The sequence below is a fragment of the Nitrosococcus halophilus Nc 4 genome, assembly GCF_000024725.1.
Taxonomy (GTDB): Bacteria; Pseudomonadota; Gammaproteobacteria; order Nitrosococcales; family Nitrosococcaceae; genus Nitrosococcus; species Nitrosococcus halophilus.
Window position 1 is genome coordinate 1086177 of sequence record NC_013960.1, and the last position, 20768, is coordinate 1106944.

Sequence of the window (20768 nt, forward strand, 5' to 3'; positions counted from 1 at the left end):
CCTAAGGGCTTTATTTTTTGGGATTGAGGGACGGGATAGAGGGCTCCTCCTTGGTTAGAGGTTTCGGTTGCAATACGATTCCCGCTAAAGGAGGCACCGTAATGTTGATGGAATAGGGACGTCCCATCCAGCTAATCTCCTCGGCTTGGATGCCTTGGTTATTGCCGATATTGCTGCCGCCATAGTAGGTAGAATCCGAATTGAAGCACTCTGAATAGGTGCCGGCTTTAGGAACCCCGAGACGGTAATTAGTCCGGGGGACAGGGGTAAAATTTAACACCACGACCACAAAATCGTCCTCTTTTAGGCGTAGGTAGCTCAAGATCGATTGGGCAGAATCATGGCAGTCGATCCATTCAAAGCCTTCCTTCTCGAAATCATGGTCATGTAAGGCAGGGAGGCCATAATAGAGGCGGTTGAGGTCTCTGATGGCCATTTGCACCCCCTGGTGGAAAGGATACTCTAGCAGGTACCAGTCCAGGGTTCGGGACTCGTTCCATTCCTCACCTTGTCCAAACTCACAGCCCATGAATAACAACTTCTTACCTGGGTAGGTGAACATCATGGTATAGAGCAGGCGGAGATTAGCAAATCGTTGCCACTCATCCCCCGGCATCTTGTAAAGTAAGGATTTCTTTCCATGGACGACTTCGTCATGGGAGAGGGGCAACATAAAGTTTTCGTTAAAGGCATATAGCAGCCCAAAGGTCAGGGCATCGTGATGATAATGACGGTGAATGGGATCTTTGCTCATATAGAGTAGAGTGTCATTCATCCAGCCCATATTCCATTTCATGGAAAAGCCAAGGCCCCCAAGATAGACTGGCCGCGAGACCATAGGCCAGGAGGTGGATTCTTCAGCGATGACCAAGGCGCCTGGATGCTGTTCATGAAGTACGGTATTCAGCTCCCGTAGAAACTCGATAGCCTCAAGATCTTCGCGCCCCCCATATTTATTAGGTATCCAATCTCCCTCCTCCCGGGAATAGTCTAGATATAACATTGAAGCCACTGCATCTACCCGTAGGCCGTCAATATGGAACTCTTCGAGCCAATAGAAGGCGGAAGAAAGCAGGAAATTCTTAACTTCATGCCGACCGTAGTTGAAAATAAGCGTTCCCCAGTCTCTATGCTCTCCACGACGGGGATCTTCATGTTCGTAGAGGGCGCTGCCATCAAATCGGGCTAAGGCGTGGTCATCCTTGGGAAAATGCCCAGGCACCCAATCCATGAGCACGCCAATGCCATGGAGGTGACAATAATCCACAAAGTATCGGAACTCATCAGGTGTGCCGAAGCGACTCGTCGGCGCGAAATAACCTGTTGTTTGATAACCCCAAGAGGCATCCAAGGGGTGTTCAGTCACTGGTAGAAGCTCAATATGGGTAAACCCAATGTTTAAGACATAATCTACTAATCGCCAGGCTAGCTGGCGATAATTGAGGAATTTGCCGTTTTCATCCCGTTGCCAGGATCCGAGGTGGACCTCATAGACTGAAATCGGCTGATGGAGCCAATTGAATTTCTTGCGCTGGAGCATCCACTTTTGGTCCCGCCACAGGTAGCTGTTTTTTGACTCTACAATAGCGGCCGTATTAGGACGTAGTTCGAAATGTTGCGCGTAAGGATCGGACTTAAGATGGAGGGATCCATAATTCTGGTTACGGAGCTCGTATTTATAGAGGGTGCCTGGTTTCAAACCGGGGATGAACAGCTCCCAAACTCCGGTTAGGCCCCGAAGTCGCATGGGGTGGCAGCGACCGTCCCAGCGGTTGAAATCTCCTACCACGCTTACCCGTTCAGCTTCGGGGGCCCAGGTGGCAAACAAAATGCCACTGATGCCATTCACAGTCACTGGATGGGAGCCCAGAATACGGTAGGCGTGCCAGTGTTTGCCTTCCCTGAAAAGGTGGAGATCGTAATCGGAAAGTTGTGGAGGGAAGCAGTAGGGGTCGTACCCGCGATGGGTCGTCCCTCTCTCATCCTTCCATAAAATCTGATAGGGGGGGGAGAGTTCTTTGACCTCTCCATGCCATTCGAATAAACCCGTTGTTGAAGACCGCACCATTTCCCGAGTGCCTTCGGTCCCAACCCAGGCCTGGGTGGCATGGGGGAGATGGACCCGTACCAGGATGCCTTTTCCGTGGGGATGGCAGCCTAGTACTTTAAAGGGATCGGGATGGCGGGCCTTTACGATCTTTTTAAGCTCCTCTGAGAGTTCAGGAGCCCTGGGTTGCGCGGAATACTGAGAATCGGTCATGGTGATCTTATTTTTTAAGGTCGTACGCTATACTATACAGTTAAAGTCTACAGGCCAGTTCCGCCCTAGCTAAGGTTTCTTTTACTATGGCAAAAAATTATAGCGCCCGTTTCGTAAGCCGTCTTACCCGTGATACTTTAGCGCTAATCCTTGCGGGGGGGCGAGGCTCCCGGTTGAAGCACTTGACGGCTTGGCGAGCTAAGCCGGCAGTACCTATTGGGGGTAAATTTCGCATTATCGATTTTCCTCTTTCCAACTGTGTTAATTCGGGTATCCGCCGTATCGGGGTATTAACCCAGTATAAGGCCCATTCGCTGGTCCGCCATATTCAGCAAGGCTGGGGATTCATGCGGGGCTACCTTGGTGAATTCGTAGAGTTATTGCCGGCCTCCCAGCGGATCGAGGATTCTTGGTATGCAGGCACCGCCGATGCGGTTTATCAGAATCTCGATATTATCCGCACCCACAATCCAGATTATGTACTCGTTTTGGCAGGCGACCATGTTTACAAGATGGATTATGGGGATATGTTGGCCTACCACGTAGAATCTGAGGCCGATATGACCGTCGGTTGTATCCATGTGCCTCTCAAGGAGGCCAAGGCCTTTGGTGTCATGAGTGTCGATGATAATCTCCGGGTGATAGAGTTTATTGAAAAACCGGAGCATCCCAAACCCTCTCCAGGGCGGTCTGGTGAGACATTAGCCTCTATGGGCATTTATATCTTCAATGCGTCTTTCCTTTATGAACAGCTGATTAAAAATGCGGATACTTCCAGCTCTTCCCACGACTTTGGTAAGGATATCATTCCTTCTATGCTGCGTAGTAATTATCGAGTGGTTGCTTTCCCTTTCCGTGATGTCCAGGGCGGGGATCCCGGCTACTGGCGGGATGTGGGGACGGTGGATGCCTTTTGGAGAGCTAACCTGGAGTTGATTGGGGTTAGCCCAGAACTCAATCTTTACGATGAAGATTGGCCGATATGGACTTACCAGGCTCAGTTGCCTCCCGCAAAGTTTATTTTCGACAACGAGGATCGTCGGGGGATGGCGGTAGATTCTATGGTTTCCGGGGGGTGTATCATCGCCGGTGCTCGGGTGAGTCATTCGTTACTGTTCTCCAATGTACGGGTGGAGTCCCATAGCGAAGTGTCTGATAGTGTGGTGCTGCCGGATGTGACAATAGGTAAGCATTGCTATATTAGGAAGGCAATCTTGGATAAAGGCTGTAAAGTGCCTGATGGCATGGTGATTGGTGAAGATTTGGAAGAGGACAAAAAACGTTTCTATGTCACGGAGGAGGAAGTCGTTTTAGTCACCCCAGAGATGTTGGGCCAAAGGTACCGTTATATTCGTTGACGGTCGACAGGGGGCTATTTATCCTGTACCCTCGGCTTCGATGCTAGGGTGCAGAAAAGGCATTGTCACCGAACTAGTTTCTCCCTTTTATTTTAAAATCCTTAAATTGATGTTGTGATGAACAGCTTGGCCTTTTGGGTGGCAGGCGGCTTTAATTTACCGGTTAGAAAGGGGAACTCATCGGTGCAGATTAACGGTTTAATAATGGATAGCCCTGTTACCTCTCCATGACAGGAACTAGCGGGCTGCTTGTTTTCTACCATGGCATCCACGGGCGTGTGGCCACCCATTAAGAGGATGTTAGTGTGGTAAAGGCTGAGCCATTTCGGCAGCGACATGGGGGGATTTTGCTCCATGTTACGTCTTTGCCGAGTAGCGATCTAGGGGCGGACGCTTACCGTTTCGTGGATTTTCTTGCGGAAGCGGGTATTACGGTTTGGCAGGTCCTTCCTTTAGGGCCTACCCACGAGGATCTATCCCCCTATCAATGCCTCTCGGTTCATGCCGGTAATCCGAAATTAATTTCCTTGCAGGCCCTGGTTGAGGAACCCTGGTTTGGGGTCTGTGATGCTGACTTGGCCGATCGTAAGGCGGTGCTACAACAGGGGTGTCGCCGCTTTGCTATTTATGCAAACCAGGCGATGCAGGCTGAATTTACAGCATTTTGCCGGGATCAAGCTTTTTGGTTGGAAGACTATGTTCTATTTCAAGCCCTGCGGGAAACCTATGGTAATACCCCTTGGTTTGAATGGCCCCAAAAACTGCGCAGGCGGGAAGAACAGGTGCTTAAAGCGGCAGGCCAAGAGCTAGGGACTTTGATGGACCGTAACCGCTTTGAGCAATTTATTTTTTTTCGGCAGTGGTCGAGACTCAAAAATTATGCCAATTGGCATGGGATATTGATCTTCGGTGATATGCCCATTTTTGTTGCCCACGATAGTGCTGATGTTTGGGCTCAACCAGAATATTTTACTTTGGATAAGGATGGCCAGTTGACGGTGATGGCAGGGGTGCCTCCTGATTATTTTTCGGCAACTGGCCAGCGTTGGGGAAATCCCCTCTACCAGTGGGATGCCATTGAAGCCGATGGATTTTGTTGGTGGCTAGGGCGAATGCGCACCCAGTTAAAGTTATGCGATATCATCCGCATTGATCACTTCCGCGGCTTTGAATCCTACTGGGAGATTTCTGCTGATGCTGAAACAGCGGTTAAGGGGCGATGGATAAAAGCACCTGGCGAAGCTCTATTTCACACCTTGGAGGCTTACTACGGGGCTCTACCGTTGGTGGCTGAGGATTTAGGCACCATTACTCCAGAGGTGGAGGTGTTGCGGGATCAATTTCATTTGCCTGGGATGAAAGTTTTACAATTTGCTTTTGATGGCGGATCTGATAACCCTTATCTTCCTGAAAATCACGTGGAAAACTGTGTGGTGTATACGGGTACCCACGATAACGATACCATCTTAGGTTGGTTTAATCGCTTGTCTGAAGAGAAACGCCACTGGGTCTACGAGTGCCTAGGATTTCCAGCCGAGCCTATGCCATGGGCGCTGATTAATTGTGCCTTTCAGTCAGTAGCACGGCATGCTGTCGTGCCGATGCAAGATATTTTGGAGTTAGGGAGCGAGGGGCGCATGAATTTACCGGGAACGATTGAGGGTAATTGGCGCTGGCGTTTTAATTGGTCACAGATAAAACCGGATCTTGCGGCACGGGTACGTCGCTTGGTTGAGCGCTATGATCGGTTATGAATAGAGTAATGAGTGAATAAGGAGAAAATCATGAGTGAGATTCCTGCAGAATTAAAATATACCAAGACCCATGAATGGGCCCGGCAGGAAGGGGAGGGTGACCTGACAGTGGGGATTACCGCGCATGCCCAAGAATTGCTAGGTGATGTGGTTTATGTTGAGTTACCGGAAGTGGGGGCTACCGTCCGTGCTGGCGGGGAATGCATGGTAGTCGAATCGGTGAAGGCAGCATCCGATGTGTATGCTCCAGTAGAGGGAGAGATCATCGAGGTAAATACACTGCTTATGGACCAACCAGAACTCATTAACCAGGAACCCTATGGCGATGGGTGGCTGTTCCGGCTGCGTCCAGATAGCGCTGCAGCCTTAGACCAACTCCTAGACGCCAAGGGCTATGCTGATATGATTGCTGCTGAGAGCTAGTTATAGGAGACATTTGTCATGCCATTCATCCCCCATACTGATGAAGACATCCGTTCTATGCTGGCAACCATAGGGGTGCCTGATATTGAGGCGCTTTTTGATGAAATTCCCGCCGCTTTGAGAACAACCGACTTTGATGCTGTCCCCCCTGGTTTGAATGAAATAGAGGTGACTCGGCTTCTGCGGGGACGGGCCGCGCAGAACCATGCAGCCATTTGTTTTGCCGGCGGGGGCGCTTATCAGCATCACATTCCCGCACCGATTTGGGAAATCACTTCACGGGGGGAATACTACAGCGCGTATACCCCTTACCAAGCGGAGGCGAGCCAAGGCACGCTACAAGTTATTTACGAATATCAAAGCATGGTGGCGGCGCTGACAGGTATGGAAGTGAGCAATGCTTCCATTTATGATGGTGCTTCCGCTTTGGGCGAGGCGGTACTGATGGCGGTCCGCCTAAGTCGTCGGGGGAAATCCCCCCGTGTGCTTGTGCCTGCTACGGTTCATCCCGCCTACCGCAAGGTGGTGGCGACCTTGGTGCAAAATCAGGGGATTTCCTTGGAAGAAATTCCCTATGACATCGCCAGCGGGGCTATAGATTTGGAAGCCTTGGAATCCATCAAGGAGGACTTTGCGGCTTTGGTGATTCCTCAGCCCAACTATTTTGGCTGTTTGGAAGAAGTGGATGCCCTAACCAATTGGGCCCATAAACAAGGGGGGCTGGTGATTGGCGTGGTTAATCCTACTTCACTGGCCTTATTGAAACCCCCTGGTGAGTGGGGCGAGGTAGGTGCGGATATTGTCTGTGGCGAGGGCCAACCTTTAGGGATACCGCTTGCCAGCGGAGGACCCTATTTTGGATTCATGGCCTGCAAGCAAGCCCATGTTCGTCAGATGCCAGGGCGGATTGTCGGCCGTACCGTAGACTTAGAAAATAAGCCAGGGTATACGCTGACGCTGCAGGCGCGGGAGCAACATATTCGCCGTTCTAAAGCCACTTCAAATATTTGCACCAACCAGGGTTTGATGGTGACTGCGGCTACTTTGTACATGGGATTGTTAGGACCTCAGGGGTTAGCCCAAGTGGCCGCTGCTTGTCATGCCAACACCATGGCTTTAGTAAAACGGTTGACGGCTATTCCCGGAGTGGAGCAAGTGTTTGAAAAGCCATTTTTCCATGAGGCGGTATTACGTTTCCCAGTTCAAGCATCAACAGTCTTATCGACCTTAGGGCAACATGGAATTTTAGCTGGAGTGAGGTTGGATCGCACTTATCCGGAATTAGGCGATACCTTGTTGGTCTGCGCTACTGAACTGCGTACCGAAGAAGAGATCGAGCTTTATACGCGGGAATTAGCCGCAGCATTGCCTGCATAAATAGCCCCTAGAATGACTGGATGCCTGGCACCGGTCACCTCAGGCAGGTTTCCGGGATGACCTTCCAAGGTTTGCTTGGCCAGCCAAGCAAAGGCGCAGGCTTCAACCCATTGAGGAGGGATTCCATAGGTTGCGGTAGTGGTCACACGGCAAGGGGTCAACAGTTTCTGCAATTCCTCCATTAAAGTTTTGTTGTTGGCTCCTCCTCCGCAAACCAAAAGTTCTTCCGTCTGGGGGCTGAAGTTTTGTACTGCAAGCTTTATGCTGGTTGTGGTGAGCGCACACAAAGTCGCCTGGACATCTGCAGGGGGAAGTTTTGCTCTCATCTTGCCCAGTATATGATCCAGCCAGGCCATGTTGAAATATTCTCGGCCGGTGCTCTTGGGGGGGGAAAGGGAAAAAAAGGGGTCGGCCAGTAAGTGCTGTAATAGCATCTCGTTAATTTGTCCCGATGCTGCCCAGCAGCCATCTCGGTCCAGGGGTTTGTTTAAATGGCGAAGTATCCAACCGTCCATTAAGGTATTGCCTGGGCCCGTATCAAACCCCCATACCCCTTTTTCGGAGTCGGTGGGCAGAAAGCTAATATTGGCCATACCGCCAATATTCAGCACTGCCCGGTGATGATGAGGCGTGCTAAGAAAAGCAGCGTGAAAAGCAGGTGCTAAAGGTGCGCCTTGACCTCCGGCCGCAAGGTCACGGCGGCGGAAATCGGCCACGGTGGTAATGCCTGTTATTTCCGCAATCGTATTGGGATCCCCTAATTGTAGGGTAAACGGGTCTGGAGCGTGGGCCCAATGGTAGATGGTTTGGCCGTGGCTCCCGATGGCTTGGACCTCAGCAGCAGAAGCCTGTGCCTTGGCTAATAGTTCGATGACCGTTTCTGCAAAAAGACGTCCGAGACGAATATCCAGGGCTCCTAAGTCTTCTAGAGAGGTTGTGCGGCGTTCTATCAAAGTAAATAATTGTTGCCGCAGAGCTGCAGGCATAGGAACGGTATGGGTGGTTAAAAGCCGAAGTGGTTCCAGCTCCACTAGGGCGGCATCGATAGCATCCATGCTGGTACCAGACAGGAGACCAATATAACGTTGAGCCATGTTGTGATTTTGGCCTAGTTAGGTTGGGAATTGAGTGATTGGTTGAGGACTACAGTGGTGTTATCCGCGGCATCCAGTTGTGCCACGAGTTTAGTTGCGTGTCTCTGAAAATCCTGCTGGAGCTGAGAGGGGATGGGGTTGGCCTGGGGTAATTTCACTGTGAGAGGGTTGCGATGGACTCCATTAACTAAAAATTCGTAATGTAAATGGGGGCCGGTGGCAAGACCTGTTTGGCCTACATAAGCAATGACTTCCCCCTGGCTGATTCTGGCTCCCACCTTTAGCCCCCGCTTGAAGCGAGATAAGTGTCCGTAGAGAGTGCTGTATTTAGTGCCATGTTGTAGTATGACGGCTTTGCCATACCCTCCTTTGCGGCCCACGAATACGACTTTGCCGTCACCAGCGGCTTTAACTGGGGTTCCGATGGGGGCTGCGTAATCGACTCCTTTATGGGCGCGGATTCGGTTGAGAACGGGATGTTTACGCTGGAGGTTAAAATGAGAACTGATTCGCGAGTAATTGACAGGGGTGCGCAAGAAGGCCTTACGCATACTCAGCCCTGCGGGAGTGTAGTAAGCTGAATGGCCGTTGCCATCAGGGTAGCGAATGGCCCGGAAAGTTTTGCCGCGATTGGTAAATTCAGCGGCAACAATAGGCCCATTTTGTACTTTTTTATCTTGGAGGTAGTGTTCCTCAAAGAGCACCTTGAAGTTGTCTCCTGATCTTAGATCCAGTGCGAAATCGATATCCCAGCCAAAAATCTGGGTTAGCTCCATGATTTGTTTATTCGTAAGGCCCGCTTGAAGCCCATCTTTAAAAAGGGAGTTTTCAACGGTTCCCGTAACGGTTTCAAGGCGAGTTTGAACATTTCGGCTGATGCGCTTAGCCTGGAACTTATCATCTTTAGCCTGGACTTCAAGATACTCGATAGGGCTAAAATTAAGGCGTAAGGCGGCGAGTTGCCGACTGTCGTTATCACCCTTAAGGGCGATCTGTAACAACTGGCCAGGGCGCAGAAGTGCCAGGGGGCGTACGGGGTTTCCTAAGGACATCACCTCATGGACCTGACGGGGACTTAGACCTAACCGGGAAAAAATACGGGAAAGATTGTCTCCCTTCTTAATGGTGATATTCTGCCAGTTATGGAGATCCGGTGTGATTGCGTGAGGTTTGGCGGCGATGGCTGCGGGTTTTTGGGTGGGGAGTGGCTGGCGGGCAGCTATAGTCCCTGCAGCTATAGTCCCTAAAGTTAGGTGGTCAATCTGGGTCAGGGGACGGGTAGGATACGCTGACAGTTCCCGCCCATATAGAGTAAGGCCAATGCCAATACTCAAGAGGCTAATGCAGCCTAAGGTAAGTATCCAAGGTACATGCTTTTTTCGGTGTCGATATTTTTTATGCCAATAGGCCCCTCTATTCTTTGTTTTGTGGATATAGTAGCGGTAGTCCTTGTCAATCATTGTTCTGGATCCTATAAACGCGTATCCATGGGCGGAGTTCTTTACTATCAACCGTAATTCGCTAGCAACGTTGGGTCAATAGGTATAGGTTGCTAACTGGAATTCGGCTCCAGTCTAGATGAAGAGGAGGCTATTTATCTCCCATTGAAGCTGTTATCAAGGCCGTTCGCAAGTATTTAACGATATAGGCGCTTGGGGCAGGTGTGACTAGACGCGCTGAAAATCTATCTCTGGAAGTTCGACGTCAGGAATTGGCGCTCTCAATTTAATGCGGGAGGGGAAGTTTGGGGAGCGGTTAAACCAAACTTGTAAGTTTACAGAGCGATGTCAGGTGAGGCTGTGGTATAGTCAAACTTAATGAATTGATATTGCTTAAGTGATGTGGAGGAACCATGGCATCACCGCAGCAGGTTTTCGATGAAATACTGCGGGGAACCGAAGAAATATTGCTAGCAGAAGAATTGAAGCTAAGGTTGGAGCAAGGTAAAACTTTGCGCGTCAAAGCTGGCTTCGATCCCACTGCACCAGAGCTGCATCTAGGACATACGGTGCTACTTAATAAGCTGCGTCAGTTTCAGAAGCTTGGGCATGAAGCTTTGTTTTTGATTGGCGACTTCACCGGAATGATCGGTGATCCCACAGGAAAAAATATAACGCGCCAACCGCTTACCCGTGATGAAGTCCTGGAGAATGCCCGCACCTACGAAGAGCAGATTTTTAAGATACTTGATCCTGAAAAAACCTTGGTGGTTTTCAATTCTAGCTGGATGAATGGAATGACGGCTGCTGATTTAGTGCGGTTGTCTTCCCATTACACAGTGGCACGCATGCTTGAGCGTGATGATTTCTATAAGCGCTACCAAAGTGGACAGCCTATTGCCATCCATGAATTTCTCTATCCTTTATTACAAGGCTATGATTCAGTAGCATTAAAAGCTGATGTAGAGCTAGGTGGTACCGATCAGAAATTTAATTTGCTAGTGGGCCGAGATTTGCAGAAAGTTTACGGTCAAAGGCCACAAGTCATTATTACGATGCCCATTTTGGAAGGGCTCGATGGCGTGCAGAAGATGTCTAAATCCCTGGGAAACTATATCGGCATCAACGAGCCACCTAGGGAGATGTTTGGCAAGCTTATGTCCATCTCTGACGAATTAATGTGGCGTTATCTTGAGCTGCTGAGTTTTCGCCCAATGACTGAGATTGCCCACTGGAAGAAAGAAGTTGAACAGGGGGCTAACCCCCGTGATATCAAGATAAAGCTAGCGAAAGAAATCGTTGCCCGCTTCCACAGTGATGGCATGGCCGAACAGGCCCATGAAGTTTTTGTTGCCCAATTTCGCCAGGGCGTTTTGCCGGAAGATATCTCTGAAATTCCCATATCGACGGGAAAAGAAGGGATACCTATTGCCAGGCTCCTGAAGGAATCGGCCCTTACGACAAGTACCTCGGAAGCCTTGCGTATGATTAAACAGGGGGCTGTCAGGATAGATGGTGAGCGCATCGAGAACCAATCTCTCCAACTATTACCTGGCATTACCTGTGTAGTGCAAGTAGGTAAACGGCGCTTTGCTCGAGTATCTATAGGGCTTTCCGAAGATAATTGTTAAAAAATAGGCCATAAACTGTATTTTATACTTGACAGGTACTGCTTAGATCTTGATAATTCGCCCTTCCCCTGGCGGCGGCTTCATTGTTCGTCAGGATGGGGAAACAGAGGCAGCAGAAAAAGCTTGACGGAAATAATCAGCACTGTATAATACACGCCTCATTACCGGCACGGATTGCCGAGTACGAAAATGCCAGATTGGCATTCTTAGGGAAGAAAGTATAGACTATATATAAGCTCTGCATGGCGGAGCCAGTTCTTTAAAAATTGAGATCAAACAGCTTGTGTGGGTGCTTGCGTTGAAGGGCTATTTGCCAGATTTTTTGACGCGAGCAATTGCATTAGGTTGTGATTTGTTCGGCGTCAATTCAAATTTTAGCCAATCTAATTGGCTTGAAAGATTCAACTGAAGAGTTTGATCATGGCTCAGATTGAACGCTGGCGGCATGCTTAACACATGCAAGTCGGACGGCAGCAGCGCTTAAGCTTGCTTAGGCGGCTGGCGAGTGGCGGACGGGTGAGTAACGCGTAGGAATCTGGCCTCTAGAGGGGGATAACCCGGGGAAACTCGGGCTAATACCGCATATACTCTGAGGAGGAAAGCGGGGGACTTTCGGGCCTCGCGCTAGGGGATGAGCCTGCGTCCGATTAGCTAGTTGGTGGGGTAAGGGCCTACCAAGGCGACGATCGGTAGCTGGTCTGAGAGGACGATCAGCCACACTGGGACTGAGACACGGCCCAGACTCCTACGGGAGGCAGCAGTGGGGAATATTGGACAATGGGCGCAAGCCTGATCCAGCAATGCCGCGTGGGTGAAGAAGGCCTTCGGGTTGTAAAGCCCTTTCAGTGGGGAAGAAAAGCGGTGTGTGAATAGCGCATCGTATTGACGTTACCCACAGAAGAAGCACCGGCTAACTCCGTGCCAGCAGCCGCGGTAATACGGAGGGTGCGAGCGTTAATCGGAATTACTGGGCGTAAAGGGCGCGTAGGCGGCTTAGTAAGTTGGGTGTGAAAGCCCTGGGCTCAACCTGGGAATTGCACTTGATACTGCTGAGCTAGAGTGTGGTAGAGGGAGGCGGAATTTCCGGTGTAGCGGTGAAATGCGTAGATATCGGAAGGAACACCAGTGGCGAAGGCGGCCTCCTGGACCATAACTGACGCTGAGGTGCGAAAGCGTGGGGAGCGAACAGGATTAGATACCCTGGTAGTCCACGCCCTAAACGATGAGAACTAGACGTTGGGAGGGTAAGCCTTTCAGTGTTGTAGCCAACGCGATAAGTTCTCCGCCTGGGGAGTACGGCCGCAAGGTTGAAACTCAAATGAATTGACGGGGGCCCGCACAAGCGGTGGAGCATGTGGTTTAATTCGATGCAACGCGAAGAACCTTACCTGGTTTTGACATCCTCGGAACCCTGCAGAGATGCGGGGGTGCCTTCGGGAGCCGGGAGACAGGTGCTGCATGGCTGTCGTCAGCTCGTGTCGTGAGATGTTGGGTTAAGTCCCGCAACGAGCGCAACCCTTACCTCTAGTTGCCAGCGGTTAGGCCGGGCACTCTAGGGGGACTGCCGTTGACAAAACGGAGGAAGGTGGGGATGACGTCAAGTCATCATGGCCCTTATGGCCAGGGCTACACACGTGCTACAATGGCCGGTACAGAGGGTGGCCAAGCAGCGATGCGGAGCTAATCTCAGAAAGCCGGTCGTAGTCCGGATTGCAGTCTGCAACTCGACTGCATGAAGTCGGAATCGCTAGTAATCGCGGATCAGCAATGCCGCGGTGAATACGTTCCCGGGCCTTGTACACACCGCCCGTCACACCATGGGAGTTGGCTGCACCAGAAGTAGGTGGCTTAACCTTCGGGGGGGCGCTTACCACGGTGTGGTCAATGACTGGGGTGAAGTCGTAACAAGGTAGCCGTAGGGGAACCTGCGGCTGGATCACCTCCTTTACTGTAAAGCAGATAACCTAGCTTCGCGAGCATCCACATAAGCTGTTTGATCTAGATGTGATGATATTTAATTCGCTATCACTATAGGGTGGTAAGTAGTGCCTACTACGGTTAGTTTAGAGTAGGGACAAGCATTGGGCAGCCTAGATAGTGATAGGTTCATGTGGTTTTTAGATTTCACTGGGCGAAGCAGACTAAAGCGCATTCAATGGGGTATAAGCCCTCAAAAGCGTTGCTGTGGATGGCCGGGTTGAAACATGGTTGTTCCCGGAGTCAGAGTTTTTAGGCTAGGGCGAGTATCGGGTCTGTAGCTCAGTCGGTTAGAGCGCACCCCTGATAAGGGTGAGGTCGGTGGTTCGAATCCACCCAGACCCACCAAATTCGGCGTTCAGTAAATAGATGACTTAGGTGTTTGGGTGGCTGAGCGCTAATACAGCCTCAAAGGGGCCATAGCTCAGCTGGGAGAGCACCTGCTTTGCAAGCAGGGGGTCGGCGGTTCGATCCCGCCTGGCTCCACCAAGACGTGGAAGTTAGATTGATTAAAAAAGATTTTGGGCATCGTCAAAAAACGAGCATAGTTTTTAGGGCGCTGTCTGAATAAAGCAAGAGTTATAGTGTTATTCTCTTGCATGCTCTTTAAAAATGAGGGGAAGTGTAAAAGAAAGTTCAAGGCGAGGCAAGCGATGAGCTTGCGAGGTATGTTGGCATTGTTAGTATAGCCCAGGTTGTTTGGGGTTATATGGTCAAGTGAATAAGCGCATACGGTGGATGCCTTGGCGGTAGGAGGCGAAGAAGGACGTGGTAGTCTGCGAAAAGCTTCGGGGAGCCGGCAAACGGGCGATGATCCGGGGGTATCCGAATGGGGGAACCCACCTAGTTTAGGCTAGGTATCAGCTGTTGAATATATAGGCAGTTGAGGCGAACCTGGGGAACTGAACCATCTCAGTACCTAGAGGAAAAGAAATCAACCGAGATTCCCTGAGTAGCGGCGAGCGAAAGGGGAGCAGCCCAAAAGCCTGTAGGATTTTAGTGGAACGGATTGGAAAGTCCGGCCGTAGACGGTGATAGCCCGGTACGCGAAAGGGTTTTACAGGTGAAATTGAGTAGGGCGGGACACGTGTTATCCTGTCTGAAGAAGGGGGGCCCACCCTCCAAGGCTAAATACTCCCTACCGACCGATAGTGGACAAGTACCGTGAGGGAAAGGTGAAAAGAACCCCGTAGAGGGGAGTGAAAGAGAATCTGAAACCGTATGCGTACAAGCAGTGGGAGCCTCCTTAGGGGGGTGACTGCGTACCTTTTGTATAATGGGTCAGCGAGTTACTTTCAGTGGCGAGGTTAACCGAGAGGGGAGCCGAAGGGAAACCGAGTCTGAACAGGGCGAATGAGTCGCTGTGAGTAGACCCGAAACCGGGCGATCTAGCCATGGCCAGGGTGAAGGTGGGGTAATTCCCACTGGAGGCCCGAACCCACTGATGTTGAAAAATCAGGGGATGAGCTGTGGTTAGGAGTGAAAGGCTAAACAAGCTCGGAGATAGCTGGTTCTCCCCGAAAGCTATTTAGGTAGTGCCTCATGTATCACTCCTGGGGGTAGAGCACTGTTTCGGCTAGGGGGGCGTATAGTCTTACCAAACCGAGGCAAACTCCGAATACTGGGAAGTGAGAGCATGGGAGACACACGGTGGGTGAGAAGGTCCATCGTGGAGAGGGAAACAGCCCAGACCGTCAGCTAAGGTCCCGAAATTATCGCTAAGTGGGAAACGATGTGGGAAGGCGAAGACAGCCAGGAGGTTGGCTTAGAAGCAGCCATCCTTTAAAGAAAGCGTAATAGCTCACTGGTCGAGTCGGCCTGCGCGGAAGATGTACCGGGGCTAAAGCGATATACCGAAGCTGCGGGTGTTGGTCCTCTGCGGGGGATTGACGCGGTAGGGGAGCGTTCCGTAGGCTGTAGAAGGTGTGCTGAGAGGCATGCTGGAGGCATCGGAAGTGCGAATGCTGACATGAGTAACGATAAAGGGGGTGAGAGGCCCCCTCGCCGAAAGCCCAAGGGTTCCTGCGCAACGCTAATCGGCGCAGGGTGAGTCGGTCCCTAAGGCGAGGCCGAGAGGCGTAGTCGATGGGAAACCGGTTAATATTCCGGTACCTGACATAGCTGCGATGGGGTGACGGAGAAGGCTAGACTGGCCGGGGGTTGGAAGTCCCGGTTTAAGCGTGTAGGGAGCGTTCTTAGGCAAATCCGGGGGCGCATATTCCGAGGCGTGATGACGAGCTCTTATTTAAGGGCGAAGCAGTTGAGGCCCGGCTTCCAGGAAAAGCCTCTAAGCATCAGGTTATGTTAGACCGTACCCGAAACCGACACAGGTGGGCGGGGAGAGAATCCTCAGGCGCTTGAGAGAACTCGGGTGAAGGAACTCGGCAAATTAGCACCGTAACTTCGGGAGAAGGTGTGCCCCTGGTACGTGAAGGACTGAGCGTTTGGAGCGGAAGGGGGTTGCAGTGACCAGGTGGCTGCGACTGTTTATTAAAAACACAGCACTCTGCGAACTTGAAAGAGGAAGTATAGGGTGTGACGCCTGCCCGGTGCCGGAACGTTAAGTGATGGGGTTAGTCGCGAGGCGAAGCCCTTGAACGAAGCGCCGGTAAACGGCGGCCGTAACTATAACGGTCCTAAGGTAGCGAAATTCCTTGTCGGGTAAGTTCCGACCTGCACGAATGGCGTAACGATGGCCACACTGTCTCCACCCGAGGCTCAGTGAAATTGAAATTGCTGTGAAGATGCAGTGTACCTGCGGCAAGACGGAAAGACCCCGTGAACCTTTACTACAGCTTTGCACTGGACTTTGAACCTGCTTGTGTAGGATAGGTGGGAGGTGTTGAAGCCGGGACGCTAGTTTCGGTGGAGCCGACCTTGAAATACCACCCTGGCATGTTTGGAGTTCTAACCTAGGCCCGTTATCCGGGTTGGGGACAGTGCATGGTGGGTAGTTTGACTGGGGCGGTCTCCTCCCAAAGGGTAACGGAGGAGCGCGAAGGTACCCTCAGCGCGGTCGGAAATCGCGTAGTGAGTGCAAAGGCAAAAGGGTGCCTGACTGCGAGACGGACAGGTCGAGCAGGGTCGAAAGACGGTCTTAGTGATCCGGTGGTTCTTAGTGGAAGGGCCATCGCTCAACGGATAAAAGGTACTCCGGGGATAACAGGCTGATACCGCCCAAGAGTTCATATCGACGGCGGTGTTTGGCACCTCGATGTCGGCTCATCACATCCTGGGGCTGTAGCCGGTCCCAAGGGTATGGCTGTTCGCCATTTAAAGTGGTACGCGAGCTGGGTTTAGAACGTCGTGAGACAGTTCGGTCCCTATCTGCCGTAGGCGTTGGAGATTTGAGAGGGGCTGCTCCTAGTACGAGAGGACCGGAGTGGACGGACCTCTGGTGTTCCGGTTGTCACGCCAGTGGCATTGCCGGGTAGCTATGTCCGGAGGGGATAACCGCTGAAGGCATCTAAGCGGGAAGCCCTCCTCAAGATGAGATCTCCCAGGACCTGCGAGGTTCCTGAAGGGTTGTTGGAGACGACAACGTTGATAGGCGGGGTGTGGAAGCGCAGTAATGTGTGAAGCTAACCCGTACTAATGGCCCGTGAGGCTTGACCATATAACACCCAAGCAAGTTGGGTGGATTGCCAAAGAGAGAGCTTTAGAGAAGACTTCCCCGACGTAGAGAGAGCAAGTTTTTGCCTGGTGGCCATAGCGAGTAGGTCCCACCCGAACCCATACCGAACTCGGAAGTGAAACTACTCAGCGCCGATGATAGTGTGGGGTTGCCCATGTGAAAGTAGGTCACCGCCAGGCATCTTATCTGAGTAAAACCCCCGGCTGATATCCTCGGCCGGGGGTTTTCATTTTTGGGGGGGTATATATTTGTGTCGCGCCAGTTATTAATCCTTCGACATGCTAAATCCGCATGGGATACGGGGAGTCCTTCTGATTTTAAGCGCCCTCTGGCTAAGCGTGGAATCAGAGATGCACCGCGTCTAGGCTACTGGATGAAAACACATGATCTTAATCCAGGGTATGTGGTTAGCTCACCTGCACTACGTGCAAAACAAACCACTTACATGGTGGCTAGGGAGCTTAATATTCCCGAGAATAAAATTCATTGGGATGAGCGCATCTACGAAGCTGAGGTCCCTCTATTGTTGAGGGTCATTTCGGATTGTCCAACCTCGATTGACACTGTTTTGTTGGTCGGCCATAATCCTGGTTTAGAGAATTTACTTATCTTCCTCTGCGGTGAAAAATTGACAAGACCCGCAGCAGAGGGGAAGCGGTTTCCTACCGCTGCATTGGCTCAGTTAAAGCTTCCTGATGATTGGAGCTACTTAGAGGCTCAGGCAGGACAGTTGCTCTCTCTGATCCGACCTAAAGATATTGAAAAAAAATGAAACTAGCTTTATTAAGCAAAGAGTAGGCTGCCTTTCCCTAGGCAGCCAAGAGATCATTGCTTAATTCGCCCTTGTTTACTAGGTTGGGTGATGTGAGGTGCTGCTGCCCTCTGAGGAAGAGCCTTTTGTTTCTTCAGCAATCTGGTTAAGTTGCTTAATTTGATCAAACCCAAGACTTACTAGATTTAATCCAAAATCTCGAATAGTCGTGAAAAAACTTGGGATCTTGTAACCGAGATAGATTATTCCTGCTACCATTGCGATTGCAATCATGGCAGCAAGAAGGGTAGGTAGTCCTAGAAAACTCAAGGCATTAGATAAATGATAAATGCCAGCGAGAGGCAGAAGAAACAATGCCCCCACGTAGATGAACATGATGTAAGCATAGAATACTACAGCACTAAGCTGTATTAATCTTACTAGAGTTAAACTTAAGCATTTTATCATGGCTCTATATCAGTCATAATTATAGTTTATCTTCTGCTGCCCTAGGCGGCCTGTCTTTTAATAGTTAGCCCTACAATAAGCGCTTGTATAGCTAAATAATTACTTATAATTAAATTACTTGAGCATACGCTCCCCTAAAAGCTATTTTACTTGGAGGCCAAGCTTATCGTAAGCATTCGGATCTTACAATTTACGAATAAAATCCTGTTGGCAGAGCGGAACGGTGAGTTTGCACCGGGTAGCAGAGAAGCGGGTTGTTTGGATAAGCCCGCCAACTGGGGCGCTAGCTATTGACTCATTTCTCACCGGGGTCTAAGCGCCTGAATTTGACTTCGCCATCTTCCGGGCACTCCATGTTCTGGAAAATATTTTGGGTTGTTCTTAGCGTGTAGCGCTCTGCCTTCTAGTCATCAAATTTTTCTAGAATTTAATGACGTTATTATTATACCTGGGCAGCTATCTGGTGACTAGGGAGTTTTGAAATAATGCTATGGAATGTCGTGGCTCTAGCCTTAAGAGTACCTTATTGTTGCTATTTAGGACTAGAAACAACTCAAATTGTAAGCAAATGCGCTATAGTTAAGGTGGAAAACAGCGAAAACAGATTTGGGGACCCGAGAATTCTTATTTAGGGGCAGCTGATTTTTCAACAAATAAAAAAGAGGTTGCAAATTCCTATGAAAAAAACAACCAATGAGCCTAACCAGTTAAATAGAACGACTAATCAACTGAAAGGCTCTTTTAAAGAAGAAAAAAAACAACGCTCCCGTTTGGATATTGATGCGGTACAGAAAGCTTACAAACGCTATGCAGCCCTCTATGATGCCTGGTTTGGGCCGGTAATGCAACGGGGGCGCAAGGAGAGTATTGAAAAATTGAATTGCCAGCCAGGTGATAAGATCCTAGAAGTCGGTGTTGGGACTGGCCTTTCTTTGCCTTTATACCCTCCTTTTGTCCAGGTAACGGGGATTGATATTTCCCCCGAGATGCTAGGGCGAGCAGATACTCGGAAAAAGCGTTTAGGGTTGGAAAATGTGGTTGAGCTGCGGGTGATGGATGCCGAGTATATGGAATTTCCTGACAATAGTTTCGATAAGGTCACGGCAACCTATGTCGCTTCTGTAGTGCCCCATCCCGAGCGATTAGTCAATGAACTAAAACGTGTCTGCAAGCCGGACGGTGAGCTTTTTATTTTGAACCATTTTCAAAGTACCAATCCAGTGCTTGCTGGAATTGAACGTTTGCTTTCACCCCTTTCTCGATTTCTGGGATTTCATCCTGATCTTTGTTTGGATTCCTTTGTGAAAGAAACCGATCTGGAAGTGGTTGATATTACCTCTACTAATCTCTTTGGTTATTGGAAATTAGTGCGGGCACGAAATAATAAGCAATTGATCAATGCAACAGCAGAAGCAAAAGCGGTAGCTAAAGCGGCAGCTTCCTAATAGCTCCCAATAGATAGTTGCATGGAAGGGCAGGAAATAATGTGTTCTGGAGGGGCACGGAAACAGAGGGGCTAGAATTGATTCCAGTGACCTTTAGGATGATTTTTTAGATTCATTGAGAGGATTATAAAGGGCTAAATTGCAAGGGGGAAGAGAAATTTGCCTTCCCCCTTTATTAAGTGGGTTTTCTGAAATCCTAAAAATGGATACCTAAATAACCTCCAGCTGTCCAGTGGTCATTTTCGACGCCATTTGTTTCATCTGCGGCGAGATGGTAGCGACCATCTACCCCTACGTGAAATCCTCGAATAGGTTCATAATCGAGGCCTGCAGCGAACTGCACGCCAATATCAAGCACTGTGCCAGCGTCTGAAGGTGGGCTGATCACATGGAAGTCAAGACCTGCTGGAATAATCCAGGGTTGAAATTTTCCCCAGCCTGTGTATTTGAGCTTGGGCGAAGCACTGACAGTAAGCATGCTGAGGGTAACCCCCTCAGTACTGGTATTTTGAACGCCGAGTGCATTTGAGGCAACAGGCACTACGCGGAGGGCGTCATCTTTAGTGTCAAATTTTTTATACTCAATACCTAATTCTGCAAAGACTGAGGTGCTAGGCACTAGTCCCCAAACGTTATCGCTCAGGAAATAGTCGAATCCAGCGCCCACGTACCAGCCAGAATCATCATTATTTCTAATGCCGTTGGCCCCAAAAAAATCCGTAAAGACCTGACTACCGCGGTCGCTATTCAATTCGGTATAACCCCCCCGGAAGAAGAGCATGTTATACCCCAGGGGTTGGGCTTCGGATGGGCTAGTTCTTTCTACCACTGCCACTCGCTCTTCAAGTTGCTCTACCTGCTGTGCAGGTTCTTGAGCTTCTTCTCTAACCCGCGTTAGTTCTCTACGCAGCATCCGAAGCTCTTCTTCCATTTGCCGGACCCGTTCTTCCAATGTGGAGACAGATTGCCCCGCGAAAACCACAGTTGGAGAGAGTAATATAGCGCCAGCCAGGAAGGGAATGATCATTATTGCCCAAGTTTTAAATAATTTCCCATGGGATTGTTTCATGCCTACCTCTCTTACATGTTTTTAATATTTATAATATTTTTTATGGCATAAAATTCGCATAATGGGATCGGGCTAGAAAACCCTCATA

12 protein-coding genes, 2 tRNA genes and 3 rRNA genes are annotated in these 20768 nt (G+C 50.1%); 12 read left to right on the plus strand and 5 right to left on the minus strand.

Annotated features, from left to right (window positions below):
• Positions 1 to 10: 10 nt before the first annotated feature.
• Complete coding sequence (gene glgB, locus NHAL_RS05400) at positions 11 to 2260, minus strand: 1,4-alpha-glucan branching protein GlgB (protein ID WP_013032161.1); 2250 nt, start codon at positions 2258 to 2260, stop codon at positions 11 to 13.
• Positions 2261 to 2346: 86 nt separating this feature from the next.
• On the opposite strand from glgB, the gene glgC reads away from it, so the two are divergent.
• The 4 genes from glgC (at position 2347) to gcvPA (ending at position 7172) form a co-directional block, all read left to right on the plus strand.
• Positions 2347 to 3618 (plus strand): glucose-1-phosphate adenylyltransferase, encoded by a 1272-nt coding sequence (gene glgC / locus NHAL_RS05405; RefSeq protein WP_013032162.1) that lies wholly within the window; start codon positions 2347 to 2349, stop codon positions 3616 to 3618.
• Between the two features lie 305 nt (positions 3619 to 3923).
• The gene (gene malQ / locus NHAL_RS05410; protein WP_013032163.1) at positions 3924 to 5372 is read left to right on the plus strand and encodes a 4-alpha-glucanotransferase; all 1449 of its coding nucleotides are present in this window, start codon (positions 3924 to 3926) and stop codon (positions 5370 to 5372) included.
• A 30-nt stretch (positions 5373 to 5402) separates the two neighbouring features.
• On the plus strand, positions 5403 to 5795 hold the full coding sequence (gcvH, locus tag NHAL_RS05415; protein ID WP_013032164.1) for a glycine cleavage system protein GcvH: 393 nt from the start codon (positions 5403 to 5405) through the stop codon (positions 5793 to 5795).
• An 18-nt stretch (positions 5796 to 5813) separates the two neighbouring features.
• Positions 5814 to 7172, plus strand: coding sequence for an aminomethyl-transferring glycine dehydrogenase subunit GcvPA (gene gcvPA, locus NHAL_RS05420; protein ID WP_013032165.1), 1359 nt, complete (start codon positions 5814 to 5816; stop codon positions 7170 to 7172).
• On the opposite strand, the gene NHAL_RS05425 is transcribed toward gcvPA, so the two are convergent.
• Together NHAL_RS05425 and NHAL_RS05430 are read right to left on the minus strand one after the other, a co-directional pair.
• Positions 7136 to 8266, minus strand: coding sequence for an anhydro-N-acetylmuramic acid kinase (locus NHAL_RS05425; protein WP_013032166.1), 1131 nt, complete (start codon positions 8264 to 8266; stop codon positions 7136 to 7138). The two genes, gcvPA and NHAL_RS05425, sit on opposite strands and share 37 nt — an antisense overlap.
• Positions 8267 to 8280: 14 nt before the next feature.
• Entirely contained in the window at positions 8281 to 9726 is a 1446-nt protein-coding gene (locus NHAL_RS05430; protein ID WP_013032167.1) for an OapA family protein, read from the minus strand.
• A 392-nt stretch (positions 9727 to 10118) separates the two neighbouring features.
• Between NHAL_RS05430 and tyrS the strand changes: the two genes are divergently transcribed.
• The 7 genes from tyrS (at position 10119) to NHAL_RS05465 (ending at position 17719) form a co-directional block, all read left to right on the plus strand.
• Positions 10119 to 11336, plus strand: a complete 1218-nt coding sequence (gene tyrS / locus NHAL_RS05435) for a tyrosine--tRNA ligase (protein ID WP_013032168.1) — start codon at positions 10119 to 10121, stop codon at positions 11334 to 11336.
• Positions 11337 to 11738: 402 nt separating this feature from the next.
• Positions 11739 to 13283, plus strand: a 16S ribosomal RNA gene (locus NHAL_RS05440).
• A gap of 301 nt (positions 13284 to 13584) precedes the next feature.
• Positions 13585 to 13661: transfer RNA gene (locus NHAL_RS05445), tRNA-Ile, on the plus strand.
• 65 nt (positions 13662 to 13726) lie between these two features.
• Positions 13727 to 13802 (plus strand) — tRNA-Ala (locus NHAL_RS05450).
• Between the two features lie 222 nt (positions 13803 to 14024).
• Positions 14025 to 16929: ribosomal RNA gene (locus NHAL_RS05455) — 23S ribosomal RNA — on the plus strand.
• 82 nt (positions 16930 to 17011) lie between these two features.
• Positions 17012 to 17126 (plus strand): 5S ribosomal RNA (rrf, locus tag NHAL_RS05460).
• The 16S, 23S and 5S rRNA genes sit together here with 2 tRNA genes alongside, the layout of an rRNA operon.
• Before the next feature lie 71 nt (positions 17127 to 17197).
• Positions 17198 to 17719, plus strand: coding sequence for a SixA phosphatase family protein (locus NHAL_RS05465; protein WP_013032169.1), 522 nt, complete (start codon positions 17198 to 17200; stop codon positions 17717 to 17719).
• 78 nt (positions 17720 to 17797) lie between these two features.
• On the opposite strand, the gene NHAL_RS05470 is transcribed toward NHAL_RS05465, so the two are convergent.
• Positions 17798 to 18094 carry a hypothetical protein gene (locus NHAL_RS05470; RefSeq protein WP_238985448.1) on the minus strand — a complete coding sequence of 99 codons (297 nt, stop codon included), beginning with the start codon at positions 18092 to 18094 and terminating at the stop codon, positions 17798 to 17800.
• Between the two features lie 749 nt (positions 18095 to 18843).
• On the opposite strand from NHAL_RS05470, the gene NHAL_RS05475 reads away from it, so the two are divergent.
• Complete coding sequence (locus NHAL_RS05475; protein WP_013032172.1) at positions 18844 to 19611, plus strand: class I SAM-dependent methyltransferase; 768 nt, start codon at positions 18844 to 18846, stop codon at positions 19609 to 19611.
• Between the two features lie 196 nt (positions 19612 to 19807).
• Here the strand turns inward: NHAL_RS05475 and NHAL_RS05480 are convergent, their stop codons facing one another.
• Positions 19808 to 20680 carry a hypothetical protein gene (locus NHAL_RS05480; protein WP_013032173.1) on the minus strand — a complete coding sequence of 291 codons (873 nt, stop codon included), beginning with the start codon at positions 20678 to 20680 and terminating at the stop codon, positions 19808 to 19810.
• Positions 20681 to 20768: the final 88 nt, after the last annotated feature.